Here is a 26,526-nt window from a genome sequence, read left to right as displayed (position 1 = left end):
GGCGACAGCGTGGCACGGTCAGGACGCGGCGGGTGCGTCCGGGCCCACCGGCAGGCAGCGCACCGGGTTCGCGTGGGCCGGGTCGAGTGCGTTGAGCACGTGCTGCAGCGTGACGGGGTCGAACGCGACGGCGACGTGCTCGGCGAGGTCGGTGGGGCAGCCGTCCTGCAGGACGATGTTGTGCGCGCCGTCGAGCAGGCCCGAGGTGTAGGGGACGACCAGCTCGTCGTAGCGGGTGAGGATCATCGTGTAGTCGACGCCCTCGGCGCGGGGGCCGCCGTCGGAGTTCATGCGCTGCAGGAAGTCCGAGCCGTGCAGGAACTGACGGCAGGACGCGCACAGCGGGTCGAGGACGGTGCCGACGGCCGGGCCGAGGCCGAGCTGCTCGCCGGTGCGGTTGAGGAACGCCAGCCCGGCGGTGTTCGTGCCGTCCCAGAGCGGGGTGAGGCCGACGTAGCGCCGGACCTTGTCGGCGCCGCCGAGGAACCGGACGTAGTGGTTCGGCATCAGCGAACCCTCGGAGTGGCCGACGATGTCGACCTTCGCGGCACCGGTGGCCCCGCGCACCCGGTCGACGAACGCGGCGAGCTCGGCGGCGCTGTCCTCCATCGGGGCGAGCCCGCCGACCTGGGTCAGCGGCGGCGGGGCCAGGGGGTTGCGGCCGTAGGTCAGGGAGAACACGCAGTAACCGCGCTGGGCCAGCTGCGGGGCCATGTAGGCCCAGTTGTTCCCCTGGTTGGCCGAGAGGCCGTGGACGAGGACGACCGGCTCCGGGTGCGCCTCCGACGGCCGGCAGCCCCAGTCGTTCGACCCGGGCGGGGAGGGGTCCAGCAGGTCCTGCACCGACGCGACCTGCTCGGGCTCCGGTGCCGCCGCCTGGGCGGGCGGGACCAGCGCGAGGCCGACCGTGCACACCGCGACCGCGATCGAGACGACCGCCGCCCACCTGCGCCGGTCGTTGCCCTGTCCAGCCACCTGCCGCCTCCTCGGATGCCGTCGTCACGAGGATCAACGACGACGGTCACCGGAGGTTGCGCACCGTCACCGGACAGGGCCGTCCGGGGGAGGAGTGACTACTCCGTCCGATCCTGTCCGGTGCTGCCGTCCGGCTCGGTGGACCCGTCGTGCCGGGGGACCTGGTCCTGGCGGGGACGTCCGCCGCGGCGCATGTTCCCGTTGGTGGTCCGCCGGGTCGGGTCGACCAGGCGTTTCCACTTGGCCTGGGCCGCCTGACGGCTCGACAGCTGGGCCTGGACGGCGTCGGCCACCTCCTTCCAGGTCATCCCGCCGGCCCGCAGGGTGCGGATCAGGTCGCGCTCGTAGTAGTCGGCCAGCCGGCGCATCTCCTGCACCAGGGCGTACCAGGCGGCGGCCCCGTCGTGGGTGAGGACGCCGTCGGCCGCCCGCTCCTTCATCCCGTCCAGCTGTTCGGTGATGGACTCCCGCTTCTTCGCGATCGAGGGGTCGGCCCGTTCCAGCCAGCGCTGCGCTTCCTCGTACCTCATGATGTCAATGGTTCATTGACGCGGACGCGCGGTCAACCGTTCCGCGACACCGGCGTGTCGCGGGGGAGCGGGCCACGACGACGGCCGCGGTGCCGGCGAACGGGGTACGCGCCGGCGACACCACGGGTGCTCCGGGGTGCCGGTCGTCGCCGCAGGCTGCCCAGGAGGCGCTGGGAGCGCTCTGTACGGCCCTCTGCGGGCCGCCGCGGCGGGGGCGGACCATGCGGCGGCCACGCACGACCGAGCCGGTCCTGTGCCCGCTGAACCTCCCGGATGCGGCGGACGGTGCCGACCCCACGCCGGTCCGGTGGGCCAGGGGCGGGGCGACGCGAGGCGCACGCCCGGGCTTCGAGACCTGTTCGTGGTGAGGGTCCCGGGTCCCTGACGGAAGTGCGCCCTGTCCTTCTCTGGTCAATGTTTCATTGACGCGTTCTCGTAGTCACCGAAACGGCGACGACGAACCCGCCAGGACGCGGCGAGGCCGGCCCGGGGGAGCGGCCGTCAGGTCAGGGGGAGGCTGAAGCCGTCGTGGGTCCGGAGGAACCCGAGGCGCTCGTAGAACCGGTGGGCGTCGGTACGGGACCGGTCGGAGGTGAGCTGGACGAGCACCGCCCCACGTCGGCGGGCCTCGTCGACGGCGTACCGGACCATGGTCGCCCCGAGCCCGCCGCCGCGCCGGCCCGCGGCCACCCGGACGGCCTCGATCCGGGCCCGCAGGGCGCCGCGCCGGGCCAGGCCCGGCAACAGGGTGAGCTGCAGGGTCCCGACGACCGTGCCGTCGTCGTCGGCGACCAGGAGCAGCTGCCGCGGGTCGGCGTCGAGCTCGGCGAACGCGGCGAGGTAGGGCGCCAGGTCGTCCGGGGTCTCCCGGGTGGCGCCGAGCGGGTCGTCGGCCAGCAGCGCGACGACGGCGGGCACGTCACGGGCCGTGGCCCGGCGCAGGACGGGTTCGGGCACGGCGGGACCTCTCGACGTGGGACGGCGGGGGAGCGGGCTCCCCGAGTGTCCCGGAGTGATGTCGTGCGGCCGGGCTGGGAGTCCGCCGGGGTCAGCGGTCACCATGGCGGGCATGTCCCTCGACACCCGCGACCGGGCCGATGGCACCACCCCCGCCGCCGGCTCCGCTCCCGCACCGACCGGCGGCGACCCCGTCACGGTCTCGTTCACCCGTCGCGCCGACCCCGGCCACGCCGCGGAGATGACCGCCTGGATCCGCTCCGGCCTGCTCATGGCCGAGGGGTTCCCCGGCTTCCTCGGCGGCGGCTGGGTCCGCAGCCGGGACGGCTCCGACGAGTGGCACATGCTGGCCCGCTTCGACTCCCCGGAGTCGCTCGGGCGCTGGGAGGCCAGCCCGGAGCGCCGCTGGTGGCTCGGGTCCGCCCAGGGCCTGGCCGAGATGACCCGCGCCGAGCGCCGCACCGGGATCGAGGGCTGGTTCGACCAGCCGACCGCGGTGGAGACGGCGGGCCCGCCCCAGGTCACCCCGCCCCGCTGGAAGCAGGCGACGACGATCTGGCTCGTCTTCTTCCCGATGAACCTGCTGGCCACGGTGACCCTCGGCGCGCTGCTCGCGGACTGGCACGTCGTGCCGCGGCTGGCGGTCACGACGGTCGTCCTGACCCCGGTCATGGTGTACGTGATGCTGCCCTGGATCACCCGCGTGCTGGGGTGGTGGCTGCAGGGCCGCCGGTTCCGCGACCGGCACCACGTCCCGGTGGGCTGATCACCCCCGGGGGCTCCCCGGATCACGCGGAGCGAGGCCGCTACCGTCGTTCGGTGCTCACCTCCGAAGCGACGGTCGCCGCGCCGGCTCCGGTCGACACGCTCCGCGACCGTCGACGCCTGCGCTGGGCGGGCCGGCTCGGCCTCCTGGCGTTCGTGCTCGCCGTCGCGGTGCCCTTCCTGCCCGTGGTGCAGCACACGACCACGATCGTCTGGCCGTCGGTGACCGACGGCACCGCCGACGTCAACTCGCCGCTGGTCGCGCTGCGCCCGGAGACGATGTCGGTGGTCGTCCCCGCCGACGCGATCCGCAGCCTCGACGACCGCGCCGACGGCTCCGCCACGGTGCTGTCGACCGTCCCGCCGGAGTCGCCGGAGGGTGCCCGCTCCGGGATGGTCCTGACCGTCGCCGACGGCCAGCTGGCGCTGGTCGACCGCGGCCAGCAGCTCGCCACGGCGCCGCTGCGGGCCGGCCCGTCGGAGGTCCGGATCACCTCCGACGGCACGTCCACCACGATCGACCTGGGCTCGGGGGCACAGACCTTCGAGGGGGACCTGCGGCCGCAGGTCGTGGGGATCTACTCCGACCTGGACACCGCGCTCGACCCGACGGCGGGCACCGCGGTCCGGATCACCCCGGACACCCGCTTCGACACCAGCCCGTCGGTGTGGAAGACCGCGGCCACCGTCGTCGCCGCGGTGGCGCTGCTGGGCCCGCTGCTCGCGCTGGCCGGTGTCGACCGGCACCTGGGCCGCAGCCCGCACCGGGCGGGCCGCGACGCCATCGGCGGTCTCGCCGGCCGGTGGCCCCCGCGGCTGCGCCGCTGGTGGTCGCGCGCCCGGCCCCGGCCGATCGACCTGATCGTCACCGTGGTGCTCGTCGGGTGGGCCGCGATCGGGGGCCAGACCTCCGACGACGGGTTCACCCTCGGCATCGTCCGCGACGTCCCCACCTCGGGCTACGTCGGCAACTACTACCGCTGGTACGACGCCGCGGAGGCGCCGTTCGGCTGGTTCTACGACCTCTACGCGCTGTGGGTGCGGGTCTCGGACTCGCTGCTGTGGCTGCGGCTGCCCTCGGTGCTGATGGGGATCATGGCCTGGTGGCTGGTCTCCCGCGGCCTGCTCCCGCGCCTGGGCCGTCAGGCCCGCCGCTCCCGCGCGGCCACCTGGGCCGCGGGCATGGTGTTCCTGGCGTTCTGGATGGCCTACAACTCCGGGCTGCGGCCCGAGCCGGTCGTCGTCGTGTGCTCGCTGCTGGCGCTGGTCTGCGTCGAGCGGGCGCTGGCCCTGCAGCGGCTGCTCCCGGTCGCGCTCGGCCTGTTCGCGGCGTCGATGGCGGTCGGGGCGAACCCGGCCGGGCTGATCGCGATCGCGCCGTTCATCGCCGGCGTGCGGCCGCTGTGGCACCTGCTCGCGGCCCGCATCCGGGCCGTCGGCACGGTCCCGGTGCTCGCGCCGCTGCTGGCCTCGGGCACCGCGATCCTGATGATCGCCTGGGCCGACCAGAGCTGGGCCGCGGTGATCGACTCCACCCGGCTGCGGTCCGACATCGGACCGGACTGGCCCTGGTACACCGAGATCGCCCAGCGCTACGCGCCGTTGTTCGAGGGGCTCGCGGACGGCTCCATCGCGCGCCGGTTCCCCATCCTGCTGGTCATCCTCTGCCTGCTGGCGTGCGTGGTCGTGCTGATCCGGCGCAACCGGATCCCGGGCGCCGCGCTCGGGCCGGCCCAGCGCCTCATCGGCAGCACCGTGATCGCGCTGCTGATCTTCGCGCTGACCCCGACGAAGTGGACCCACCACTTCGGCGACCTGGTCGGCCTCGGCTCGGGCATGGTCGCGCTCGCCGCGATCGCCACCGGCTCGGACGTCCTGCGCTCGCTGCGCAACCGGCTCGCGTTCCTGTCCGCGGTGTTCCTGGTGGCGGCGCTGTCCGCGGCCGGGCCGAACCTGTGGTGGTACACGAACAACTGGGGCGTGCCGTGGGCCGGTGAGCAGGTCACCGTCGCCGGCTACGAGCTCTCCACGATCCTGCTGCTCGTCGCGCTGCTGCTCGCCGCGGGCGCCGGGGTCGAGCACCTGCGCGGCATCCGCGAGGAACGCCACCCCGACCAGCTGGCGGGCGTCGAGCGGGCGCTGGGCCGGATCCCGCTGCTGGGCCGCTGGGTCCGGGCCCGGGACTGGCGCCGCGACGCGTCGTCGGCGCTGCGGGCGACGCGGCGGCTGCGGCTGACCTCGGCGCCGCTGGCGGTGCTGTGCGGGCTGCTGGTCACGTTCAACGTGTGGTCGATGGTCTCGGCCATCCAGGACCGCTCCGGGACCTGGACGATGGGCGCCGACGCGCTGTCGCACCCGTTCGGCGGGTCCTGCGGGCTCGCCAGCCAGGTGTTCGCCGAGCGCCGCCCCGTCGACGGCGTGCTGCCCCCCGCCCCGGAACCGACCGGGATGGCCGCTCCGGCCCGCTCCGGGCTGCTCCCGACGGTCGCCCCGCCGCCCCCGCCGGGGGAGCCGACCTCGACCCCGGCACCGCTGCCGCCGGGCGTCGTCCCCGCGAACAGTCCCGACGCCCAGCTGCTCGACCCCAACAGCGGGGGCAGCGGCTTCGTCCGCAACGGCATCCCGCCGACCGGCGGCGGGACCGGGGCGTCCGGGTTCGAGTACGTCCTGTCCGGGGGTCTGGGGAGCGACGCGGCGCCCGCGTTCGGCAGCTACCTGCCCCGCGGCGACCGCAACACCGGCACCCTGCGCACCCCCTGGGTGATGCTGACCGCCGACCAGCGCGCGGGCACCACGCCGCTGGTCGTCACCGCGGCCGGGCGCCTGGGCAACGGGAACCGGCTCACCGTCCAGTACGCGACGCGGCTGTCCGACGGGCGGGTCCGCGTGGTGGAGCAGACCACCCTCGACGACGGCCGGGTGGAGGAGATGCCGTGGCGCGAGCTGCGGTTCGACCTGCCCGACACCGCCCGCGCGGCGACCGAGGTCCGGATGGTGGTGCAGGACAACTCGCTCGGTGCCGACGGGTGGCTCGCCGTCGCACCGCTGCGCGCGCCGCAGCTGGCGCCGCTGTCGCAGGTCGTGGGCGACCAGCCGATGTTCCTGGAGTACCCGGTGTCGCTGGCCAGCCCGTGCCTGCACCCGTTCCGCACCTCGGGCGGGATCGCCGAGGTCCCGGCCTACCGGCTGCAGGCCGACGGCAGCCAGATGCGCGGCGACGGCGAGGGCTGGTCCTCGCCGCAGGCCGGCGGCCCGCTGGGCTGGATCACCGTGATCGGCAAGCAGACGGAGCTGCCCACCTACCTCGAGGGCGACCCGGGCCGGGACTGGGGCAAGGTGCAGGCGATCCAGCCGTACCGGCCGAACGCGGTCGCGCCGACCCTGGAGCGTCGCGACGTCGACCGTTCCGGGCTCTACAGCTCCGGTCCGCTGCCGGCGCCGCCGCCGGGCATCCCGTCACCGAGCCGGTGACGGCGACCCCGGGCCGGACCGGCCCGGGGTGCGGGGTCAGCCGCTGAACTCGACCGCGGGGGCCGCCGAGGGCTGCCTGCGCTCCGCGGGCGCCTCGTCCCCGGTCTCGCCGGCCAGGACGGCCCGGGCGGCCGGGACGGCCTCGGCGGCGGGCTCGTCGGTGGCCGGTGTCTGCGGCGCGGTGCCCGCCGTGTCGCCGTCCTGGGCGCGGCGGTGGGCCTCGACGACCTCGGACGGGATGCGGCCCCGCTCGGACAGCGTCCAGCCGTTCTCCCGGGCCCAGGCCCGCACCGCGCGGTTGTGCTCGCGGGTCGCGGCGTCCGAGCCGTCCGCACCGCTGCGCCCGCCCGACGGCGCGGACACGCCCGCGTTGCGTCCGGTGCGCGGGGACCCCGCGGCACGCGCGACCCCGACGAACGGGGCGAGCGCGTCCCGCAGCGCCGCGGCGTTGTCCGCGGTCAGGTCGATCTCGAACCGGCGGCCGTCGAGCCCGAAATCGACGGTCTCGTCGGCGTCGCCGCCGGTGATGTCGTCGACCAGCCGGATCGTCTCGACCTTCGCCACTGCAGTTCCTCCCGGTTCGCCGTCCCGGATTCACCCGGGGTCGCCGGAAGCATAACGACGGAGGCCCTCCTAATCGTGGGCGCCCGGCCGGGCGGAACGGCGGAACTCCCGCGCCCGGACCACACTCGGCCTGGTCGGACGCACCTCCCGGAGCGTTCCGATCAGGACGGCGAGGCCGATCAGGACAATGACCAGCAGTACTGCGACGACTGCGCTCACGGTGTTCTCCTCGCCGGTCGGTACGCGGCCACCCGCCGCCGGTGAAAGTGCGATGTACCGACGATAGGAGCGTGCCGAATGGGTCGGCGCGGTATTTGAGCAATTCTTGAGCCGTGCCCGCCGGGGGAGAAGCCGGGGTGGGTACGCCGAGCGTGCACCACCGGGCCGTCGTGTGATCCGACGATCATGTGATCCCGCTCTCGCCCGGATGCCGGACGTGATCTAGAATGCTCTACGAGCCGTAGAACACGGTGCCGACGCCGGACCGTTCGAGGGTCCTCCCACCCGGGCGTCGGGCCCCACCGCGCCGCCTCAGCGCCGGAGGTCCGTCCCGGGACGCGGGGACGGAAATGAGGCCACGGGGATGACGGTCGAAGCCGGTCTGGTCAACGCCGACCTGCGCCGCAAGCGGTCGGTGGACCTGGCGCAGCTGATCCACGAGCAGCACGGGGGATCCGTGACCGCGCTGCGCGAGGGGCTGCTGACCTACCCCTACCCGCACCCGGTGGCCGACTGGCACCGCGCGCGGACCGTCGTCCCGGCGATGCGGGGGACCGGCGAGCTGACGCTGGTGGCCTCGACCGCACCGGACCGGAGCTCCCCGGCGACCGGCGTGGGGATCTGGGAGCTCGCCGTCACCGGGTCGGAGCCGCTGGCCCGCGGTGAGGCCGAGGGGTGGGCGCGGGCGCTGTTCGGGTACCGCTGCGCGCCGCTGGTGTACCGGCGCCGGACGGGCGGGTTGTTCCACCGCCCGACCGGCGTCGAGTTCGTCGTCTTCCACGGGGTGCACGGCCCGATGCACCCCTCCGACGTCGAGGAGTACGGCGCGAACGCCTGCGCCTGAGCGCTCAGAGCCGGTAGGACCGCAGCCAGACGGTCTGGGCGGCCCGGCGGAGCGCCGAGAGCACGTCCTCGGGCAGGACCTGGTCGGTGTCGGTCAGCACGTAGCCGAGGTCGCCGCCGGTGGACAGCGACTGCCCGACGACGTTCACGCCGGCGTCGGCCAGCAGCCGGTTGATGTCGGCGAGCACGCCGGGGGTGCTGGTGTGCAGGTAGGCGGTGCGGAACACCCCGGGCGGGTTCGGGGCGCCCACGTTGGGCAGGTTCACCGACAGGGGAGTGGCGCCGAGCTGCACGAAGTCGAGCAGCTTGCGCGAGACGAAGGTGCCGATGCCCTCCTGCGCCTCCTGGGTCGACCCGCCGATGTGCGGGGTCAGGATGACGTTGTCCAGGCCGCGCAGCGGTGAGTCGAACTCGTCGCCCTGGGCCTTGGGCTCGACCGGGAACACGTCGACGGCGGCGCCCGCGAGGTGCCCGGACAGGATGTTCTCCCGCAGGGCGTGCTCGTCGGTGACCATGCCGCGCGAGGCGTTGATGAACATCGAGCGGGGCTTCATCCGGGCGAACTGCTCGGCGCCGAAGAGGCCGGCGTTGCCCGGGCGGCCGTCGACGTGGATGGAGACGACGTCGGACTCGGCCAGCAGTGCGTCCAGGCTGGGCATCCGCCGGGCGTTGCCGTGGGCGAGCCGGTCGGCGGTGTCGTAGAACACGACCTGCAGTCCGATGGCCTCGGCCATGTTGGACAGCTGGGTGCCGATGTTGCCGTAGCCGACGATGCCCAGGGTGCGGCCGCGGAACTCGTGGGCGCCCTTGGCGGACTTGTCCCAGACGCCCTCGTGCATCCGCTGGGTCTTCTCGGTCAGCCGCCGCGCCAGGACGACGATCTCACCGATGACCAGCTCGACGACGCTGCGCGTGTTGGAGTACGGCGCGTTGAACACGGCGATGCCGTGCTCGGCGGCCGCGGTGAGGTCGACCTGGTTGGTGCCGATGCAGAAGCAGCCGACGGCCAGCAGGTCCTTGGCGGCGTCGAGCACCTCGGCGGTGATCGTGGTGTTGGAGCGGATGCCGAGCAGCTGCACACCGGCGAGCGCGTCGTGCAGCTCGTCGCCGCTGAGCGACCCGGGTCGGGTCTCGACCTCGAAGCCGTCGCGTCGGAACGCCTCGGCCGCGCCGGGGTGGATGTTTTCCAGCAACAGGACCTTCACGCGTCCAACCTAGGACGCCGGGAGGTCCCGGAGGCACCGGGGCCGGGTGATCCTTGCGGCATGACGCCGTACGGGGGGGTAGGACGGTCACCCCGGTGAGCGGGCCCGCAACGCTCGAACTGTCATAACTTGCATTATCGGCTCAACGCTGGGGTGGGTCGGTGACCGTCCTGGGACAGTCGCCGGTCGTCCACGGCGTGCACGACCGGACGCGTCCGGGCCTGAACCATCTGGCCCTGGCCGTGTCCGGTCGCGCCCGGCTCGACGCGCTGCGGGCGGACTGCGCCGCACACGGGTGGTCCGAGCTGTTCGCCGGGACCTACCCGCACGCCGGCGGACCGGACCACACCGCGTTGTTCGTGGAGAACGCCGAGGGCTTCGAGGTGGAGCTCGTCGCGCCCTGACCGGACCGGCTCAGTTGCCGCGGCCGGTGGCGTCCTGCAGCTCGTCGATCCGCTTCGAGGCCTCGGCCTTGGTGAGCTTGTCCAGGTCCTCCGGGGCGTCCTGCCCGGCCTGCTGCAGCAGCGTCTCCAGGTACGACCGCTGCGGGCCGGTCATCGGCTCGTCGCCGGTCGTCCAGTCCGCGGGGTCCTTCTCGGCCGTCCCGGGGTCGACGGCGTCGGTGCTGTGGTCGTTGGTCATAGGTCGAACGTATCTTCGACCGGCACTCCCCGCACGTCGAGCCGTCCCGGCTCCACCGCAACTGTCATAACGACGACCCGGTCGGTGTCGGTGCCGGTCACTACGCTGCCGCTGTGCCCCTGGACGAGTACCGCCGCCGGCGCGACGCGCGGCGCACGCCCGAGCCGGTGCCCGAGCACGACGCCGGGCCGCCGGGCGCCGTCGGCGACCGGTTCGTCGTCCAGGAGCACCACGCGACGGCGCTGCACTGGGACCTGCGGCTCGAACGCGACGGCGTCCTGGCGTCGTGGGCGGTCCCCAAGGGACTGCCCGAGGACTCCGAGACCGTCCGGATGGCCGTGCGCACCGAGGACCACCCGCTGGAGTACCTGGAGTTCTCCGGGGAGATCCCGCGCGGCGAGTACGGCGGCGGCGGGATGGCGATCTGGGACCACGGCCGCTACGACACCGAGAAGTGGAACGACCGCGAGATCGCGTTCGTCCTGCACGGCGGGCGCGTCCGCGGCCGGTTCGTGCTGCTGCACCGCAGCTCCGGCGGGCGGAAGGACAACTGGCTGCTGCGCCGCACCCGGGACCAGCCCGACGGCATGGACGCCGGGGGTGACCCGCTCCCCCACGACGTCGTCCTGGCCGTCCCCCGCCCCGCCGACCGGCTGCCCACCGGGGACGGCTGGACGGTCCGCCCGGTCTTCGGTGGCCGCCGGGTGCTGGTGCGGGTGGACGGCGGCCGGCTCTCCCTGCGCCCCGTGGACGACGAGGGCCGGGCCGGGGAGCCGTTCGACCCGCCGGGTGCGCTGCGGGGCCTGGGGCCCGCCCTGGGCGCCGGTGGGCACCTGCTCGACGCCGAGCTGACCGGCCGCGGCGAGCTGTGGGTGGCCGACGTCCTGCACACCGGCGGCCGCGACGTCCGGGCGCTGCCCGCCGAACAGCGTCGCGCGCTGCTGGAGGAGCTGCCGCTGGACGGGCCGCACCGGCGGGCGGCGCCGTCGTACCCGAACGCGGGTGCCCGGCTGCTCGACGCGGTACGCGACCAGGGCCTGCCCGGGGCGGTCGCCGTCCGGGCCGGTTCCGGGTACCCCGAGGGCGCGGGCGACGACTGGCGGGAGGTCCGGGTGGACGGTGCGAGCCGGAAGGCGGCGCAGCGCGGGTCGGCACGGCGTGGGACTGCACAGCGCGGGGCGGCACAGCGCGAGGGGTACGGGCGGGCGTCGCTGTCCAACCCGGACAAGGTGCTCTACCCGGCCACCGGCACGACGAAGGCCGACGTGCTGGGGCACTACCTGGCCGTCGCCGAGGTGATGGTGCCGCACCTCGACGCCCGGCCGGCGACGCTCAAGCGCTGGCCGGACGGGGTGGAGGGGCAGTCGTTCTTCGAGAAGAACGTGGCGCGGCACGCGCCGGGCTGGCTGCGCACCGCCCGCGTCGGGACGCCCGGCGGCCGGTCGGAGTCCGCGGACTTCGCGGTGCTCTCCGACGCCGAGGGGCTGGCCTGGGCGGCGAACCTGGCGGCGCTGGAGCTGCACGTGCCGCAGTGGCGCCTGGGCCCGCGCGACGGGCGCCACCCGCCGGACCGTGTGGTGTTCGACCTGGACCCGGGCGAGGGCACGACGATCGTGGACTGCGCCCGGGTGGCGCTGTGGCTGCGGGACCTGCTCGACGGGCACGGGCTGGCGGTGTACCCGTCGACGTCGGGCGGGAAGGGGATGCAGCTCTACCTGCCGGCGCGGGTCACCGACCCGGACCGGACCAGCGGGTTCGCCCGTGAGGTGGCCGAGCGGCTCGCCGAGGAGCACCGGCGCGAGGTGATCGCGGTGATGACCCGGGCCCGTCGGCGCGGGAAGATCTTCGTCGACTGGAGCCAGAACAACACCGCCAAGACCACCATCGCCTCCTACTCGCTGCGCGGCCGCGAGCGCCCCACGGTGGCGACCCCGGTGACCTGGGATGAGGTCGAGGGCTGCCGCGAGCCCGCGGACCTGGTGTTCACCCTCGACGACCTGCCGGCCCGGCTGGACACGCACGGGGACCTGATGCGTCCCCTGATCGACACCGAGGGTTTCCGGCTCCCCCGTGGTGGCGTGATCGGGCAGGTGCCAGGCTGACCGCCGTGCACCACCCGTACCTCGACGGTCCGCACCCCCGCGCCTACGCCCACCGTGGCTGGCACATCGGGGAGCTGGCCGGCTGTGAGAACACCGTCGCCGCGTTCACCGCCGCCGCCGACCACGGTCTGCGCTACGTCGAGATGGACGTGCACGCCAGCGCCGACGGAGTGCCGTTCGTGCACCACGACCCGACGCTGGACCGCACCACCGACGGCACCGGCCGGATCGACGCGCGCCCCGCCGCGGAGCTCGACACCGTGCGGGTCACCGGGGCACAGCGCGCCGAGCCGCTGCCGCGGCTGGCCCAGGTGCTCGCCGCGGTCCCCGGGGTGCGGGTGACGATCGAGCTGAAGTCGGCCGAGGTCGTCGCGCCGACGCTGGCGGTGCTCGACGCCGCCGACGCCTGGGACCGGGTGTGTCTGGGCTCGTTCTCCGCACGCTGGCTGGGCGTCGCCCGGACGCTGGCCGGGCCGAGGCTGTGCACGTCGATGGGGCAGACCGAGGTGGTGGCGCTGCGGGCCCGCGCGTGGGGCGTCCCGGGCCGGCTCCTGCCGGCGTCGGCGGGGGTGTTCGCGCAGGTCCCGCCGATGTTCGGGCCGATCCCGGTGGCGTCGGACCGCCGGTTCGTCTCCGCGGCGCACCGGGCCGGGCACGAGGTGCACGTGTGGACGGTGGACGAGCCCGAGCAGATGCGACGGCTGCTGGCCCTCGGGGTGGACGGGCTGCTGTCCGACCGGCCGGACCGGCTGCTCGACGTCGTCGGGAGCTGACCGGGTGGGCGCCTGCGTAGATGATCGGAGGCCGGGTCCCGCGGGCGTCGATACGCTCGCGCCGTGACCGCCTCGACCGCTCCGACCGCAGAGCCGGCCCCGCCCCGCCGATCCCGGCTGTGGGCCTGGGGCCTGTGGGACTGGGGCTCCTCGGGGTTCCAGCACATCGCGCTGACCTTCGTGTTCTCGGTGTACCTGACCGACGCCGTCGGGGCGGACCTGCCGGGCTCGGTCAGTGCGAACAGCTGGCTGGCGTGGTCGACCGCGGCCGCCGGGGTGCTGATCGCGCTGATGGCGCCGGTGGTCGGGCAGAGCGCGGACCGCACGGGGCGGCGGCTGCGGGCGACCGGGGTGTGGACGGCGCTGGTCGTGGTCTGCATGGCCGGGATGTTCTTCGTCCGCGACGACTGGTCCTACCTGTGGCTGGGCCTGCTGCTGCTGGCGCTGGCGTCGATCTTCGCCGAGCTGGCGGCGGTGTCGTACTACGCGCTGATGGCGCAGGTGTCGACGCCGGCGACGGTGGGGCGGGTGTCGGGCTTCGGCTGGGCGCTGGGCTACATCGGCGGGATCGTGCTGCTGCTCGGGGTGTACGTGTTCCTGCTGTCCGGCGACGGCGGGCTGCTCGGTGTCCCGACCGCCGACGGGCTGGACGTGCGGATCGCGGTGCTGGTGGCGGCCGTGTGGTTCGCGGTGTTCGCCGCGCCGATGTTCTTCCTGCTGCCCGAGACGCCGCCGGTGGCGCCGGACGCCCCGAAGCTGGGTGTGGCCGGTTCCTACCGCAGGCTGGTGACCGACCTGCGCGCGCTCTACCGGGCCAGCCCGCACACGGTGTACTTCCTCGGGGCGAGCGCGCTGTACCGGGACGGCCTCAACGCGATCTTCGCCTTCGGCGGGGTCCTGGCGGTGACGGTGTACGGGCTGGAGCCGGGCCAGGTGCTGATCTTCGGCGTGGCGATCAACGTGGTGTCCGCGGCCGGGGCGCTGCTCGGGGGCAGGCTCGACGACCGGTTCGGCCCGAAGGCCGTCGTGGTCGGCTCGCTGGCCGGGCTGGTCGTGGTCGGGGTGGTGCTGCTGCTGGTGTCCGGGCCGACCATGTTCTGGATCTTCGGTCTGGTGCTGGGGCTGTTCGTGGGGCCGGCGCAGGCGTCGTCGCGGTCGTACCTGCTGCGGGTGTGCCCGCCGCAGCAGGAGGGCCAGCTGTTCGGTCTGTACGCGACGACCGGGCGCGCGGTGTCGTTCCTGGCGCCGGCGCTCATCGGCCTGTTCACCTACGTGTTCGGCTCGGACCGGGCCGGGACGATCGGGATCGTGCTGGTCCTGGCGGCGGGACTGGTCGCGCTGCTGCCGGTGCGCTCCCCCGGCCGTGCACCGGTCCGGTCGACTGTGTGAACACTCGTCGACGCCCGGGTGAGCACCGTCACACATGGCTGACACGTCACATCGGAGTGTGTAACGGGCGGCGATAGGGAACACTGGTCAATCGGGCGCAGAGCGGGTTACCGCGAGGTAACTCGAGCGGGTCCGTTCTGCCCTGCCGCCGGAATACCGTAGCTCCACGCACGTTACACCCGGTGGCGGAGACGTAACCGTCGAGGTGCTCCCTCGACATCGCGCTACAGGAGGGTGACGCATGGCCGACCGCGTTCTGCGTGGCAGCCGGCTCGGGGCTGTCAGCTACGAGACGGACCGCAACCACGACCTGGCGCCGCGGCAGATGGTCCGTTATGTGTCCGAGTCCGGCTACGAGTTCCAGGTGCCGTTCGCGAACGACGCCGAGGCTCCCGCGACGTGGGAGTCCCCGCAGGGCGGCGTCGGTCGCCGGGTGGACGGGACCGAGCCGGAGCAGAAGAAGCAGAAGCCGCCGCGTACGCACTGGGATATGCTGCTCGAGCGCCGGTCGATCGCCGAGCTCGAGGAGCTGCTCGACGAGCGCCTGGAGCTGCTGCGCGAGCGGCGCGCCGAGATCGCCTGATCCCGGCCGCACCGCAGGCACACACCGGACCACCACCCGGTGACCACGGAGCCCGGATCCCGCAGGGGGTCCGGGCTCCGTCGCGTCCGGGCATGATGACCGGTGATGAACGATCAGCAGACCGGCACCGACAGCACCGACAGCACTGCCAGCACCGCACGCCCCGCCCGGGCGGTCCGCGACCTCGCCGACGACCACGTCCGGCGCCTCGCCGAGCTCGACCCGGTCCTCGCCGGTGACCTCGGCTGGACCGAGCGGCAGGACGAGCTGCCCGACCTCTCCCCCGACGGCACCGCCGCGCTCGTCGCCGCCTGCCGGGAGACCCTGGAGCGGCTGGACACCACCACGGGCGCCCGCGAGCCCGCCGACCCCGACGAGCGTCGCTGCGCGCGGCTGCTGCGCGAGCGTCTCGGCGCCCAGCTCGACCACCTGAGCTCCGGGGAGCCGCTGCGCGCGGTGCAGGAGCTGTTCGGGCCGCTGGCGACCCTGCGGACCGCGTTCACCCTCATGCCGGTCGACGGCGACGAGGACTGGGCCACCGTCGCCGCGCGGATGGCGCGGGTCCCCGAGGCCCTTGCCGGGTACCGGGCGTCGCTGGCCGAGGGACGCCGTCGCGGGCTGTTCGCCGCGCCGCGCCAGGTGGTGCGGGTGACCGAGCAGATCGACGCCTGGAACGGCGACGCGGGCGGCCGCGGCTGGTTCGCCGGGTTCGCCGCGGACGCCTCCGTCGGTGACGCCGTGCGCGCCGACCTGGACCGCGGTGCGCGGGAGGCGACGGCGGCGCTGGGCGAGCTGCGGGACTGGCTGGCCGCGGAGTACCTGCCGGCCGCGGAGGGGACCCCGGACGGCGTGGGCCCCGACCGGTACCGGATCGCGAACCGGTTCTGGAACGGCGCCGACATCGACACCGTCGAGGTCTACGAGTGGGGCTGGTCGGAGTTCCGCCGGATCCGCGAGGAGATGGCCGTCGAGGCCGCGCGGATCGTGCCCGGCGGCAGCGTGCGCGAGGCGATGGAGTTCCTGGAGACCGACGGGGGCTCGACCGGGGTCGTCGTCGGCGGGGAGGCCGCCCGGGCGCACCTGCAGAAGATCATGGACGACACGATCGCCGAGCTCGACGGTGTCCACTTCGACCTGTCCGGCCGGCTGCGGGAGGTCGAGTCCCGGCTGGCGCCGGCGGGCAGCGCGGCGGCGCCGTACTACACACCGCCGGCGCTGGACTTCTCGCGGCCGGGCCGGACCTGGCTGCCCGCGAGCGAGGACGACCGCTACCCGCTGTGGGACCTGATCAGCACCTGGTACCACGAGGGCGTCCCGGGCCATCACCTGCAGCTGGCGTCGTGGGCGGTGCGCAGCCGGGAGCTGTCGACGTTCCAGACGTCGCTGGTGGGTGCGGTGAGCGCGGACGTGGAGGGCTGGGCGCTCTACGCGGAACGGCTGATGGACGAGCTGGGCCACCACTCCGACCCGGGCTCTCGGCTGGGCTACCTCAACGCCCAGATGCTGCGCGCGGTGCGCGTGGTGATCGACCTGGGGATGCACCTGTCGCTGCCGGTCCCCGACGACTCCCCGGTCGGGCCCGGGGAGCGCTGGACCCCGGAGCTGGGGCGGGAGTTCTTCGGCCGGCACGTCGGCGGCGGGGACGCGATGGCCGACTCGGAGCTGCTGCGCTATCTCGGCGGACCGGCCCAGGCGATCGGCTACAAGCTGGGCGAGCGGGCCTGGCTGACCGGGCGGGAGCGGGCCCGGGCCGCGCACGCCGCCCGCGGGGAGGAGTTCGACCTCGCCGCGTGGCACGCCGCCGCGCTCGCGCAGGGCACGCTGGGTCTCGACGACCTGGTGCCGGAGCTGGCGGCCCTGCCGGCGCGCGCCTGAGCGCACCCGGGGGCGCCGCGCGGCTCAGCCGTGTGCGGCGCCCTCGGTGACCGGGCCCGCGGGGCGCTGGGGGGTGTCGCGGCCGAGCCGGTGCGACAGGCCCCAGCAGGTGACCCGCCACAGCGCCTCGGCGACGATGCCGCCGCTCATCTTGGAGGCGCCGCGCTCCCGCTCGGTGAAGGTGATCGGGACCTCGCTGACCCGGAACCCGGCCTGCAGGGCCCGCCAGGCCATGTCCACCTGGAAGCAGTAGCCCTGGGAGGCGACCGAGTCCAGCTGCAGCTGCTCGAGCACGGTGCGCCGATAGACGCGGTAGCCGCCGGTGATGTCGCGCAGCGGCACGCCGAGCGCGAGGCGGGAGTAGAGGTTGCCGCCGCGGGAGAGGACCTCGCGGTGCCAGGGCCAGTTCACGACGCGCCCGCCGGGCACGTAGCGGGAGCCGAGGACGACGTCGGCGTCGGACAGGGCGGCGAGCAGCGCGGGGAGGTCCTCGGGGGCGTGCGAGCCGTCGGCGTCCATCTCGACGACGACCTGGTGCTCGCCGGTCAGCGCGTGCCGGAAGCCGTCGAGGTAGGCGGCGCCGAGGCCGTCCTTGCCGGAGCGGTGCAGGACGCGGACCCGCTCGTCGGCGGCGGCGAGGGCGTCGGCGAGCTCTCCGGTGCCGTCGGGGCTGGCGTCGTCGACGACGAGGACGTCGGCGTCGGGCAGCGCGGCGTGCAGCCGCGCGACGGCGGGACCGAGGTTCTCCCGCTCGTCGTAGGTGGGAACCACGACCAGGACCGGGCCCGGCGGTTCGACCATTCTCGTCCTCTCCCCCGCCCGATCGGTGTCGACCGGACGACCCTACCCGTACCGACCGCACCTGCTCGGTCACCGCTCGTCGTAGTGCGGCGGAGCGCGGTCGTGCGGACAGCGTAGTGGAGCGCTGCGACCGTCCGACGCGGCGGCATCGGACGCGGGGCCCGATCCGGGGCCGGAGCGGGTGTGGGACGGGGACGGCGGTCAGCGGGTCCCGGCGAGCAGATGGGCGTTGCCCAGCGCCTCCAGGACACCGCCGCGGGCCCGGCCGCCGGTGTTCTCACCGGGGAGGAACCACTCGTAGCCGTAGGCGGCGGCGAAGCCCGCCTCGTCGACCGCGTCCGGGGCGATCTGGCTGGCGTGGGCGAGCATCGCGGCCCGCTTGACGGCGAGCTCGGCCGGTCCGCCCCCGACGGCGACGGCGATCTCGGCGGTGACCCGGCCGTAGCCGACGCCCGCGGCGTGCGCGGCGCCGTGGACGAGGTGCCGGTCGCGCGCGGCCAGCGCGAGGTGCTCGCGGTCGACGGTCATCCGGTAGCCGTGAGCGCCGGTGAGCGAGCAGGCGATGGCGCCCGCGGCGTGCGCGGCGCGGTGGTCGGGGTGGCCGTAGATGCCGGCGTCGTCGTCGTGCAGGACGGTGCCCGCGCCCTCGGCGTCGACGATCTCGGCGACCGCGCGGCCGAGCGCGACGGGGTCGGCGCCGGCGAGGGCGCGCGGGTGGCGCAGGCCGGGGCCGCCGGGCAGGCCGGAGTCGCGGTGCCCGAGCAGCACCAGGCGGTGCACGCCGAGCAGGGCGGCGGCGTCGGTGAGCTCGCGGCGGCGGCGGTCGGGGACGGTCTCGCCGGGTTCCAGGGGGAGGCGGGACTCGCCGAGGTCACCGCCGGTGGCCATGACGAGCACGACGCGGGCGCCGGCGTCGGCGAGGCGGCGCAGGGTCAGGCCGGTGAAGATCGACTCGTCGTCGGGGTGGGCGTGCAGGGCCAGGACGGTCTGGCCGGAGAGGGTGTGCACCTGGTGATCGCTTCGCGTGCGGGGCCGGGGCGGCCGGTACGGACACGGGTCCGGAGCGGGTCGGTACCCGGGCGGCGCGAGCGGTCCACGGACGGTGAGCCGGGACGGCGGTGTCAGCCGCGCGGGGACGGACCCCGACGACAGCGACATGCGGCGGCGCGCACGGGGCGCGCGGCGGCGGCGGTCGTCGGCTCGATCACGCGGGAGATGATGGCAGGGGCGCCGTCGCGGGTCCACACCGGGGCCCCGCGACGGCGCTCACACCGCTCGGTCAGACCGTGCTCCTCGGCATGATCAGCCAGAGGGCGAGGTAGATGACGAACTGCGGGCCGGGCAGCAGGCAGGACAGCACGAACAGGAACCGCACGGTGTTGCGGCCGAGCCCGAAGCGGTCCGCGAGCCCGGCGCACACCCCCGCGATCACCTTCCCGCTGCGGGGCCGGACCAGGCGCTGGGACTGGGGCATGCTCACTGCGTTCTCCTTCGTACTGCGGACTCGACCTCCCCCACCCTGGCACCACCGGGGTCCGGCGCGCTCGGGGAACACCCGGAGGGTGACCCCGAACGCGCCTCGGGGGTCGCTACAGGACGACGAGGTCGCGGGCGGTGGTGTTGAGCCGCTCCACGCCGTCGGCGGTGACGACGACGATGTCCTCGATCCGGGCACCCCACTTGCCGGCCTGGTAGATGCCGGGCTCGACGGAGAAGGTCATGCCCTCGGTGAGGACGAGGTCGTTGCCGCCGACGATGTAGGGCTCCTCGTGCACGTCGAGGCCGATGCCGTGCCCGGTGCGGTGGATGAAGTGCTCACCGTGCCCGGCGGCGGCGATGTGCTCGCGGGCGGCGCGGTCGATGTCGGCGGCGGTGGCACCGGGCCGGACGGCGGCGACGGCGCGCTCCTGGGCCTCCTGCAGCACCGCGTAGGTCTCCTTGACCTCCGGGCCGGGCTCGCCGCCGACGGCGTAGGTGCGGGTGCAGTCGGAGTTGTAGCCGCCGGGCAGCGGCCCGCCGATGTCGATGACGACGACGTCGCCGGCCTCGATCACGCGGTCGGAGACGTCGTGGTGCGGGCTGGCGCCGTTGGGGCCGGAGCCGACGATGACGAACGCGGCCTCGGTGTGGCCCTCGGCGACGATCGCGGCGGTGATGTCGGCGCCGACCTCGGCCTCGGTGCGGCCGGGGCGCAGGAACTCGCCCATCCGCCGGTGCACCCGGTCGATGGCGGCGCCGGCCTCGCGCAGGCGGTCGATCTCGGCGGGGTCCTTGCGCATGCGGAGCTCGCGCAGCACGGTGCCGCCGAGGTACTGCGGGACATCGGGGAAGGCGTGGCGCAGGCCGAGGACGTGGCGGGCGGGCATGTCGTCGTCGACCGACATCCGGGTGGGGCCGCCGGCGAGGTCGCTGACCAGCAGGTACGGGTCCTCGCCGTCGGTCCAGGTGACCAGGTCGATGCCGAGGGCCTCCAGCGGCACACCGGCGAACCCGGGCGCCTCCAGCGACGGGACGACGAGCGCGGGCGGCGCCCGGTGCCCGGCGGCCGGGACGATCAGACAGGTCAGGCGCTCGTGCGAGGACCCGTCGAACCCGGTCAGGTAGCGCAGGTCGGTTCCCGGGGTCAGGAACAGCACGTCGGTGCCCTGCTCGGCGGCGTGCTCACCGGCACGGCGCAGCCGGTCGGCGAGCAGCTCGGTGGGGACGGCATCGGTCATGACCGTGAGCGTAGGCGGGCACGGGGGGTACACGACCGCCACCCGGAGCACCGCGGCGTGGGCCGGGCGGATGCCGGTGGGCGTCCGGACGCGCTGCGTGACCGGACGCCTGCGGAACCGGCGGGCGGGTCAGTCGGTGTCGAGCGCGGTGGGGTGCGCGGTGACGGTCCCGGCGAGCTCGACGAGCTTGACGTTGAGGTCCTGGGAGGTGCGGCGGAGCACGTCGAACGCCTCCTCGGCGGTGAGCCCGCGGCGCGCCATCAGGATGCCCTTGGCCTGGCCGATCACGTCGCGCGAGGCGATCGCCTGGCGCAGCTGGGTCTCCTGGAGCCCGGAGTTGGACACGGCGACGCAGGTGGCCAGGGCCAGCGACGCGTGCGTGGCGAGCAGCATCAGCCGGTCGCGGTCGGCGGAGGTGAACGCCCGGCGGTCGGTGGCGTAGACGTTGAGCGCGCCGGGCAGCCGCGGCGGCTCGGCGTTGGGGATCAGCGAGACCGCCAGCACCGAGTGGAACCCGTGCCCGACGGCGGCGTGGGCGAAGTCGCTCCAGCGGCTCTCGGCGGCGAGGTCGTCGGAGGAGGCCAGCGCGGGGCCGTCGGCGCGGGCGGCCTCGACGCAGGGGCCGCGGCCGCTGGCGTACTGGGCCTCGTCGATCGAGGAGGCGGCGGGGTCGGTCTCGACGGGGGTGTGGAAGCGGCCGTCGTCGTCGCGGAGGGTGACGCTGACCATGTCCGCGCCGGGCACGACCCGGCGGACCGCGGCGACGACCCGGGCGAGGACGTCGGCGACCGAGCCGGAGGCGAGCAGGGCACCGGTGAGGGCGGCGAACTCGCGGGCGAGCGGGCCGGTCTCGGCGAGGGCGTCCTCGGCGGGCCCGCCGCGCTGCTCGGCGGAGACGAAGACGTCGCGCTCGGCGGTCCAGTCCCCGTCGCACCCGGTGGCCGCCACAGGTCCGCTGCTCGTAGTGGTTCCGCTGTTCTCCACACCGGGCATTCTGCACGGTCCGCGCGGGTGCGGCGCCCACCCGGGTACGGCGGCGGTGCCAGACTCGCGGCATGAGTGAGCGCCCGCTGATGCTGCTGGACTCCGCGAGCATGTACTTCCGTGCCTACTTCGGCGTGCCGGAGAGCGTCACCGCCCCGGACGGGACGCCGGTGAACGCGGTGCGCGGGTTCACCGACATGATCGCGCGACTGGTCACCGAGCACCGCCCGGTGCGGCTGGTGGCCTGCCTGGACCTGGACTGGCGGCCGGCGTTCCGGGTGGACGCGCTGCCGTCGTACAAGGCGCACCGGGTGGAGGCGGGCCGGGCCGGCGACGAGGTGCCGGCCGGGGTGCCCGAGGAGGTGCCGGACACCCTCGCCCCGCAGGTGCCGCTGATCATGGAGGTGCTGGCCGCGGCCGGGATCGCGACCGGTGGGGCCGTGGGCTGCGAGGCCGACGACGTGATCGGGACACTGGCCCACCGGGAGGCCACCGACCCGGTCCTGGGGGTGTCCGGGGACCGGGACCTCATGCAGATCGTGCGCGACGCCCCGCCGGTGCGGCTGCTCTACATCGGCCGCGGGCTGAACAAGGCCGAGAACCTGGGCCCGGACGACGTCGCGGAGAAGTTCGGGGTGCCCCGGGAGCGGGCGGGCGCGGCGTACGCGGAGATGGCGATGCTGCGCGGGGACCCCTCCGACGGGCTGCCCGGCGTGCCCGGGGTCGGCGCGAAGACCGCGGCGACGCTGGTGGGCCGGTTCGGCTCGTGGGCGGAGCTGCTGGCCGCGGTCGGCGACGGCGACACCCGGATCGGGCCGGGGCCGCGGGCGAAGCTGGCGGCGGCGCGGGACTACCTCGACGTCGTCGAGCCGGTGGTGCGGGTGCGGACCGACGCCGAGGTCGACCTGAGCCGCGACGACGTGCTCCCGGCGGCGTTCGCCGACCCGGCCCGGCTCGACGAGCTGGCACGGCGGTGGGGTCTGGAGTCCTCGGTGGGGCGACTGCGGAAGGCCCTGGACGCGGCGGCGTCGTCGTGACCTGCCCGGACCACGGGCTGCCGGTCCCGCCGTCGTCGGCGTACGACGAGGCCGTGGCCCGGGAGACCGCGGTGCGCGCGGCGGCGGCCGAGCCGATCACCTCCCCCCACGACGGCGCCCCCGCCGCGGTGCGGGAGGCGGTGGCGGACGCGGTCGAGGAGCTGCGGGACGAGCTGCTGGCGTTGTCGCACGACCTGCACGCCCACCCGGAGACCGCGTTCTCCGAGCACCGCTCGGTCGCCGCGGTGGCCGCGCTGCTGGCCGGGCACGGGATCGACGCCGCCGTCGGCGTGCACGGGCTGGACACGGCGCTGCGGGCGACACTCGGCTCCGGGGACGGCCCGACGGTCGCGGTGCTCGCCGAGTACGACGCGCTGCCCGGCATCGGGCACGCCTGCGGGCACAACGTCATCTGCTCGGCGGCGGTGGGCGCGTTCCTGGCGCTGGCGCGGGTGCTCGCCGCGCACCCGGTCGGCGGCACCGTGGTGCTGCTCGGCACGCCCGCGGAGGAGGGCGGGGGCGGGAAGGAGACGATGGCCCGCGACGGTGCCTTCGACGGCGTCGACGCCGCGGTGATGCTGCACCCGTTCGCCCACGACATCGCCGACCACCCGTTCCTGGGGCGCCGTCAGCTGGAGGTGACCTACCACGGGGTCGCCGCGCACGCCTCGGCCCAGCCACACCGCGGCCGCAACGCCCTGGACGCGGTCGTCCTGGGCTACCAGGGGATCGCGATGCTGCGCCAGCACATCCCCGACTCCGACCGGGTGCACGGCGTCGTCGTCGACGGCGGGCAGGCACCCAACGTCGTACCGGAGCGGGCGGCGGCGCGCTACTACCTGCGCTCGCAGCACCCGGAGACGTTGCGGGACCTGACCACGCGGGTGGAGGCGATCGCCGTCGCGGCGGCGGCGATGACCGGCTGCGGCCACACCCTGGAGTGGGACCCGCGCCCGCCGTACCTGCCGATCCGCCACAACCGGACCCTCGCCGCGCGCTGGGCGGTGCACCAGGCCGGGCGGGGGCGCACGGTGTACCCGCGCGGGGTGGTGCCGGAGTCCGAGACCGGGTCGACCGACCTGGGCAACGTCTCGCTGCGGGTGCCGTCGATCCATCCGATGATCGCGATCGCGGAGCCGGGCACCGCGCTGCACACCACCGGGTTCGCCGAGGCCGCGGCGGGTGCGGCCGGGGACCGCGCGGTGCTCGACGGCGCCGCCGGGCTGGCGACGGTGGTGGCCGACCTGCTGTACGACGCGGCGCTGCGCGGGGCGGTCGCGGCGGAGTTCGCCGAGGCGGGCGGCCCGGTGGACGTGCCCGCGTTCTTCGACTGAGCTCAGCCGCCGTGGCCTGCGGTGCGGCGCTCACGCGGCGCGGCGCGGGTGTGGACCTTCTCGCCCTGCGGGCCGAACAGGCTGAGCACCTCGACGGCGCGGTCGCGGTCGGCGGAACCGAACCAGTGCGGGACGTGGGTGTCGAACTCGGCGGCCTCCCCGGCGCCGAGCACGACGTCGTGCCCGCCGAGGACCAGGCGCAGCCTGCCGTCGAGGACGTAGAGCCACTCGTAGCCCTCGTGCACCCGCGGGTCGGGCTCGTCGCCGCGGAACGGGATGAGCATCTTGAACGCCTGCAGCCCGCCGGGGCGCTCGGTCAGCGGGACGACGGTCATCCCGTTGGCCCGGCGCGGCCGCAGCCGCACCCGCGGGTCGCCGACCGGTGGGGCGGCGACGAGCTCGTCGAGCGGCACCTGGTGGGCGGCCGCGATCGGGAGCAGCAGCTCCAGGGTCGGACGGCGCCCGCCGGACTCGAGGCGCGACAGCGTGCTCACCGAGATGCCGGTGGCCTCCGACAGGTCGGCCAGGGTCATGCCGTGCGCGGTGCGCAGACCGGCCAGCCGGGGGCCGACGCCGGCCAGGGTGTCCGCGATCGCCTCGTCCACACCGACAGTTTGCCACCCCGGCAACGATGTTTGCCAGCGTCGCGCCGTGGCGCGCAGGGTGGCGCCATGACCTCGTCTCCCGCAGACCCGTTCGGTGCCGCGTCGGAGCGCCGGGTCGCCGCGCTCGTCGCGGACGACCGGGTGCACGGACTCGCCACCGGCATCACCACCGCCGCTGTGCCCACCGCACCCACCACATCCACCGGAGGAGCCACCGTGACCGAGGACCGCTGGTCCGCGGCGTTCTGGGACGCCCACTACGACACCCGCCCGCAGATCTGGAGCGGCGACGCCAACGCCGCTCTCGTCGCCGAGGCCGCGGACCTGCCGGCCGGGCGGGCGCTCGACGTCGGCTGCGGGGAGGGCGGCGACGCGGTGTGGCTCGCCGCGCGGGGCTGGCGGGTGGACGCCGTCGACGTCTCCCCCGTCGCGGTGGAGCGGGCCCGGGCCGCCGTCGAGCGGGCCGGGTGGGCCGACGCGGTCACCCTCACCGCCTCCGACCTGCGCTCCGACCCGCCCGCCGCGGGCGTCTACGACCTGGTCAACGCCCAGTTCCTGCACCTGCCCCCGGACGTGCGCCGCCCGCTGTACGCCGCGCTCGCCGACGCCGTCGCCCCCGGGGGGACGCTGCTGCTGGTGCTGCACCACCCGCGCGACCTGGCCGCCGGGATCCCGCGCCCGCCGGAGCCGGAGCTGTTCCCCGACGAGCACGAGCTCGCCGGTGCGCTCGACCCGGACCGGTGGGAGGTCCTGGTCGCCGACGCGCGGCCGCGGCCGGTGACGCTGCCCGACGGCAGCACGGTGACCGGCCACGACGCGGTCGTCCGGGCCCGCCGCCGGGCCTGAGCGTCCGCGTCGCAGGCGGGGACGCTCAGAAGAACGTGCCGCACCACGGCGCCGGTCCGGGCACCGCGAACAGTGCGTCCGCCCGGACCCGGGCGCCGGGGGTGTGCTCGCGCCAGCGGCCCGCCGCCACCAGCGACGACGGCGACCGGTCCCCGAGGAACGCCGCCGCCAGCGCGTCGACGGCGCACTCCAGGTCCGGGTCGGCGCCGGCGGCGGGCTCGGCGGCGCCGTCGGCGAGACGCCAGGTGCCGGTGTCGCCCAGGAACGCGTCGTGCACCCGCAGCACGACCGGCCCGCCCGGACCCCAGGCGCGGGCCCGCAGCGCCGCGTCCGGGTCGAGCAGGCGCAGCCACAGGTCGTCGCCGCGGCCGGTGACCCGGTGGGCCCGGGAGTCGGCCAGCACCAGGTCGAGGTCCTCGTCGAGGGGGCGTGCCCAGCTCGTCACCGCGCCGGCCAGGTCGAGGCCGGTCAGGAACCGCCACAGCCCGGCCGTCGCGGCCGGCCCGGCGGCCCAGAGCTGCTGCAGCCGGACCTCGTCCGTGCCGCCGGTGGCCAGGTCGCCCTCCGCGACGCCCCACACCACGAACCCGTCGTCGACGCCGTCGGTGCCGGTGTGCACCGCCACGCCCTTGTACTCGCCGGCGGGCGGGCCCGCGGGGCGCAGCGCCCGCCGCCACCAGCGCGCGGAACGGGTCATCCCGCCCGGGCGGTCCGCGGCGAGGCGTTCCTGCAGGCCGGGCAGCAGCGCGGTCGCCTCGTCGGGGTCGAGCATCCGCACCGTGCCCCCGGCCGGGGCCTCCGGGCGCCACACGGCTCCCGCCGTGACGCGGACCTGGTCGGCGCGGGAGGCGACCCCGTAGCCGAAGCGGCCGTAGATGCCGGCCTCCGACGCGCGGAGCACGGCGGCGACGTCGCCGCGGTCGCGGGCCGCGGTCAGCTGGGCGCGCATGAGCGCGGTCAGGCGCCCGGCGCGGGTCCGGTCAGGTCGCACCCCGACGCCGCTGACCGCGGCGGCGGGGACCCGGGCCCCGCCGGGCAGGGTCAGCCGGGTCGGGAAGGAGTACGCCGACCCGACGAGCGCACCGGAGGGGTCGGCGACGCCGAGCCAGTGCTCGTCGGGGGCCTGCCCGTGGGCCTCCCACGCGTCGTCGGTGATCGGGCCGTGGTGCAGGGTGCCCAGGAACAGGTCGAACGCGCGGCGCCGGTCGGCGGGGTCGGTCAGGGTGCGGACCGTGTGGGGGGCGACGGTCGGCGGGGCGGGGTTCGGGGCGAACGGGTCATCGGGGCTCACATCCGACGAGCCTCGCGT

26 protein-coding genes are annotated in these 26,526 nt (G+C 75.3%); 12 read left to right on the top strand and 14 right to left on the bottom strand.

What is annotated here, in order from left to right; all coding sequences use genetic code 11:
• Nucleotides 1-18: 18 nt before the first annotated feature.
• From KPL60_RS05775 to KPL60_RS05765, 3 genes are all read right to left on the bottom strand, one after another.
• Nucleotides 19-975, bottom strand: coding sequence for a triacylglycerol lipase (locus KPL60_RS05775; protein ID WP_226365145.1), 957 nt, complete (start codon nucleotides 973-975; stop codon nucleotides 19-21).
• Nucleotides 976-1,073: 98 nt separating this feature from the next.
• Nucleotides 1,074-1,505, bottom strand: coding sequence for a hypothetical protein (locus KPL60_RS05770; protein WP_226357137.1), 432 nt, complete (start codon nucleotides 1,503-1,505; stop codon nucleotides 1,074-1,076).
• 501 nt (nucleotides 1,506-2,006) lie between these two features.
• Nucleotides 2,007-2,462 carry a GNAT family N-acetyltransferase gene (locus KPL60_RS05765; RefSeq protein ID WP_226365144.1) on the bottom strand — a complete coding sequence of 152 codons (456 nt, stop codon included), beginning with the start codon at nucleotides 2,460-2,462 and terminating at the stop codon, nucleotides 2,007-2,009.
• A 112-nt stretch (nucleotides 2,463-2,574) separates the two neighbouring features.
• Here KPL60_RS05765 and KPL60_RS05760 point away from each other — a divergent pair, with 112 nt between their 5' ends.
• Both KPL60_RS05760 and KPL60_RS05755 read left to right on the top strand, forming a co-directional pair.
• Nucleotides 2,575-3,228 carry an antibiotic biosynthesis monooxygenase gene (locus KPL60_RS05760; RefSeq protein ID WP_226357139.1) on the top strand — a complete coding sequence of 218 codons (654 nt, stop codon included), beginning with the start codon at nucleotides 2,575-2,577 and terminating at the stop codon, nucleotides 3,226-3,228.
• Nucleotides 3,229-3,281: 53 nt separating this feature from the next.
• Nucleotides 3,282-6,698, top strand: coding sequence for an arabinosyltransferase domain-containing protein (locus KPL60_RS05755; RefSeq protein ID WP_226365143.1), 3,417 nt, complete (start codon nucleotides 3,282-3,284; stop codon nucleotides 6,696-6,698).
• 36 nt (nucleotides 6,699-6,734) lie between these two features.
• Here the strand turns inward: KPL60_RS05755 and KPL60_RS05750 are convergent, their stop codons facing one another.
• Together KPL60_RS05750 and KPL60_RS05745 are read right to left on the bottom strand one after the other, a co-directional pair.
• Complete coding sequence (locus KPL60_RS05750) at nucleotides 6,735-7,262, bottom strand: Lsr2 family protein (protein WP_308016662.1); 528 nt, start codon at nucleotides 7,260-7,262, stop codon at nucleotides 6,735-6,737.
• Nucleotides 7,263-7,331: 69 nt separating this feature from the next.
• Nucleotides 7,332-7,481, bottom strand: coding sequence for a hypothetical protein (locus KPL60_RS05745; protein ID WP_224402494.1), 150 nt, complete (start codon nucleotides 7,479-7,481; stop codon nucleotides 7,332-7,334).
• Between the two features lie 364 nt (nucleotides 7,482-7,845).
• Here KPL60_RS05745 and KPL60_RS05740 point away from each other — a divergent pair, with 364 nt between their 5' ends.
• Complete coding sequence (locus tag KPL60_RS05740; RefSeq protein WP_226365142.1) at nucleotides 7,846-8,325, top strand: hypothetical protein; 480 nt, start codon at nucleotides 7,846-7,848, stop codon at nucleotides 8,323-8,325.
• A gap of 4 nt (nucleotides 8,326-8,329) precedes the next feature.
• On the opposite strand, the gene serA is transcribed toward KPL60_RS05740, so the two are convergent.
• Nucleotides 8,330-9,529: a phosphoglycerate dehydrogenase gene (gene serA / locus KPL60_RS05735; RefSeq protein ID WP_226365141.1), complete on the bottom strand. Its 1,200-nt coding sequence runs from the start codon at nucleotides 9,527-9,529 to the stop codon at nucleotides 8,330-8,332.
• A 161-nt stretch (nucleotides 9,530-9,690) separates the two neighbouring features.
• Here serA and KPL60_RS05730 point away from each other — a divergent pair, with 161 nt between their 5' ends.
• A complete protein-coding gene (locus KPL60_RS05730; protein ID WP_226365140.1) occupies nucleotides 9,691-9,933 on the top strand; it encodes a hypothetical protein in 243 nt (80 codons plus the stop codon).
• A 10-nt stretch (nucleotides 9,934-9,943) separates the two neighbouring features.
• On the opposite strand, the gene KPL60_RS05725 is transcribed toward KPL60_RS05730, so the two are convergent.
• On the bottom strand, nucleotides 9,944-10,171 hold the full coding sequence (locus KPL60_RS05725; RefSeq protein ID WP_226357144.1) for a DUF3072 domain-containing protein: 228 nt from the start codon (nucleotides 10,169-10,171) through the stop codon (nucleotides 9,944-9,946).
• Between the two features lie 113 nt (nucleotides 10,172-10,284).
• Here KPL60_RS05725 and ligD point away from each other — a divergent pair, with 113 nt between their 5' ends.
• The 5 genes from ligD (at nucleotide 10,285) to KPL60_RS05695 (ending at nucleotide 16,893) form a co-directional block, all read left to right on the top strand.
• Entirely contained in the window at nucleotides 10,285-12,273 is a 1,989-nt protein-coding gene (gene ligD / locus KPL60_RS34520) for a non-homologous end-joining DNA ligase (RefSeq protein WP_308016661.1), read from the top strand.
• Between the two features lie 5 nt (nucleotides 12,274-12,278).
• On the top strand, nucleotides 12,279-13,046 hold the full coding sequence (locus tag KPL60_RS05710) for a glycerophosphodiester phosphodiesterase family protein (RefSeq protein WP_226365139.1): 768 nt from the start codon (nucleotides 12,279-12,281) through the stop codon (nucleotides 13,044-13,046).
• Between the two features lie 63 nt (nucleotides 13,047-13,109).
• Nucleotides 13,110-14,435 (top strand): MFS transporter, encoded by a 1,326-nt coding sequence (locus KPL60_RS05705; RefSeq protein WP_226365138.1) that lies wholly within the window; start codon nucleotides 13,110-13,112, stop codon nucleotides 14,433-14,435.
• Nucleotides 14,436-14,676: 241 nt separating this feature from the next.
• Nucleotides 14,677-15,018: an RNA polymerase-binding protein RbpA gene (locus KPL60_RS05700; protein WP_020627709.1), complete on the top strand. Its 342-nt coding sequence runs from the start codon at nucleotides 14,677-14,679 to the stop codon at nucleotides 15,016-15,018.
• Nucleotides 15,019-15,123: 105 nt separating this feature from the next.
• A complete protein-coding gene (locus tag KPL60_RS05695; protein WP_226365137.1) occupies nucleotides 15,124-16,893 on the top strand; it encodes a DUF885 domain-containing protein in 1,770 nt (589 codons plus the stop codon).
• A 24-nt stretch (nucleotides 16,894-16,917) separates the two neighbouring features.
• On the opposite strand, the gene KPL60_RS05690 is transcribed toward KPL60_RS05695, so the two are convergent.
• The 5 genes from KPL60_RS05690 to KPL60_RS05670 all read right to left on the bottom strand — a co-directional run bounded on the left by KPL60_RS05690 (nucleotide 16,918) and on the right by KPL60_RS05670 (nucleotide 21,359).
• Nucleotides 16,918-17,694: a polyprenol monophosphomannose synthase gene (locus KPL60_RS05690; RefSeq protein WP_226357148.1), complete on the bottom strand. Its 777-nt coding sequence runs from the start codon at nucleotides 17,692-17,694 to the stop codon at nucleotides 16,918-16,920.
• 201 nt (nucleotides 17,695-17,895) lie between these two features.
• Nucleotides 17,896-18,702 (bottom strand): PIG-L deacetylase family protein, encoded by an 807-nt coding sequence (locus tag KPL60_RS05685; protein ID WP_226357149.1) that lies wholly within the window; start codon nucleotides 18,700-18,702, stop codon nucleotides 17,896-17,898.
• A gap of 271 nt (nucleotides 18,703-18,973) precedes the next feature.
• Entirely contained in the window at nucleotides 18,974-19,168 is a 195-nt protein-coding gene (locus tag KPL60_RS05680; RefSeq protein WP_226357501.1) for a PspC domain-containing protein, read from the bottom strand.
• Nucleotides 19,169-19,283: 115 nt separating this feature from the next.
• The gene (locus KPL60_RS05675; protein WP_226357150.1) at nucleotides 19,284-20,411 is read right to left on the bottom strand and encodes a Xaa-Pro peptidase family protein; all 1,128 of its coding nucleotides are present in this window, start codon (nucleotides 20,409-20,411) and stop codon (nucleotides 19,284-19,286) included.
• 129 nt (nucleotides 20,412-20,540) lie between these two features.
• The gene (locus tag KPL60_RS05670) at nucleotides 20,541-21,359 is read right to left on the bottom strand and encodes a GAF and ANTAR domain-containing protein (RefSeq protein ID WP_226365136.1); all 819 of its coding nucleotides are present in this window, start codon (nucleotides 21,357-21,359) and stop codon (nucleotides 20,541-20,543) included.
• A gap of 107 nt (nucleotides 21,360-21,466) precedes the next feature.
• On the opposite strand from KPL60_RS05670, the gene KPL60_RS05665 reads away from it, so the two are divergent.
• Together KPL60_RS05665 and KPL60_RS05660 are read left to right on the top strand one after the other, a co-directional pair.
• The gene (locus KPL60_RS05665; RefSeq protein ID WP_226365135.1) at nucleotides 21,467-22,432 is read left to right on the top strand and encodes a 5'-3' exonuclease; all 966 of its coding nucleotides are present in this window, start codon (nucleotides 21,467-21,469) and stop codon (nucleotides 22,430-22,432) included.
• Nucleotides 22,429-23,766 carry a M20 family metallopeptidase gene (locus KPL60_RS05660; RefSeq protein ID WP_226365134.1) on the top strand — a complete coding sequence of 446 codons (1,338 nt, stop codon included), beginning with the start codon at nucleotides 22,429-22,431 and terminating at the stop codon, nucleotides 23,764-23,766. Before KPL60_RS05665 ends, KPL60_RS05660 begins: the two co-directional genes overlap by 4 nt.
• Before the next feature lie 2 nt (nucleotides 23,767-23,768).
• Here the strand turns inward: KPL60_RS05660 and KPL60_RS05655 are convergent, their stop codons facing one another.
• Complete coding sequence (locus KPL60_RS05655; RefSeq protein WP_224402489.1) at nucleotides 23,769-24,371, bottom strand: helix-turn-helix domain-containing protein; 603 nt, start codon at nucleotides 24,369-24,371, stop codon at nucleotides 23,769-23,771.
• A 66-nt stretch (nucleotides 24,372-24,437) separates the two neighbouring features.
• On the opposite strand from KPL60_RS05655, the gene KPL60_RS05650 reads away from it, so the two are divergent.
• On the top strand, nucleotides 24,438-25,217 hold the full coding sequence (locus tag KPL60_RS05650) for a cyclopropane-fatty-acyl-phospholipid synthase family protein (protein ID WP_226365133.1): 780 nt from the start codon (nucleotides 24,438-24,440) through the stop codon (nucleotides 25,215-25,217).
• Between the two features lie 25 nt (nucleotides 25,218-25,242).
• Here the strand turns inward: KPL60_RS05650 and KPL60_RS05645 are convergent, their stop codons facing one another.
• Nucleotides 25,243-26,508, bottom strand: coding sequence for a GNAT family N-acetyltransferase (locus KPL60_RS05645; RefSeq protein ID WP_226365132.1), 1,266 nt, complete (start codon nucleotides 26,506-26,508; stop codon nucleotides 25,243-25,245).
• Between the last annotated feature and the right edge of the window lie 18 nt (nucleotides 26,509-26,526).

The organism is Pseudonocardia sp. ICBG162, from assembly GCF_020496225.1.
Taxonomy (GTDB): domain Bacteria; phylum Actinomycetota; class Actinomycetes; order Mycobacteriales; family Pseudonocardiaceae; genus Pseudonocardia; species Pseudonocardia alni.
This window is presented reverse-complemented; position numbering and strand designations above follow the sequence as displayed.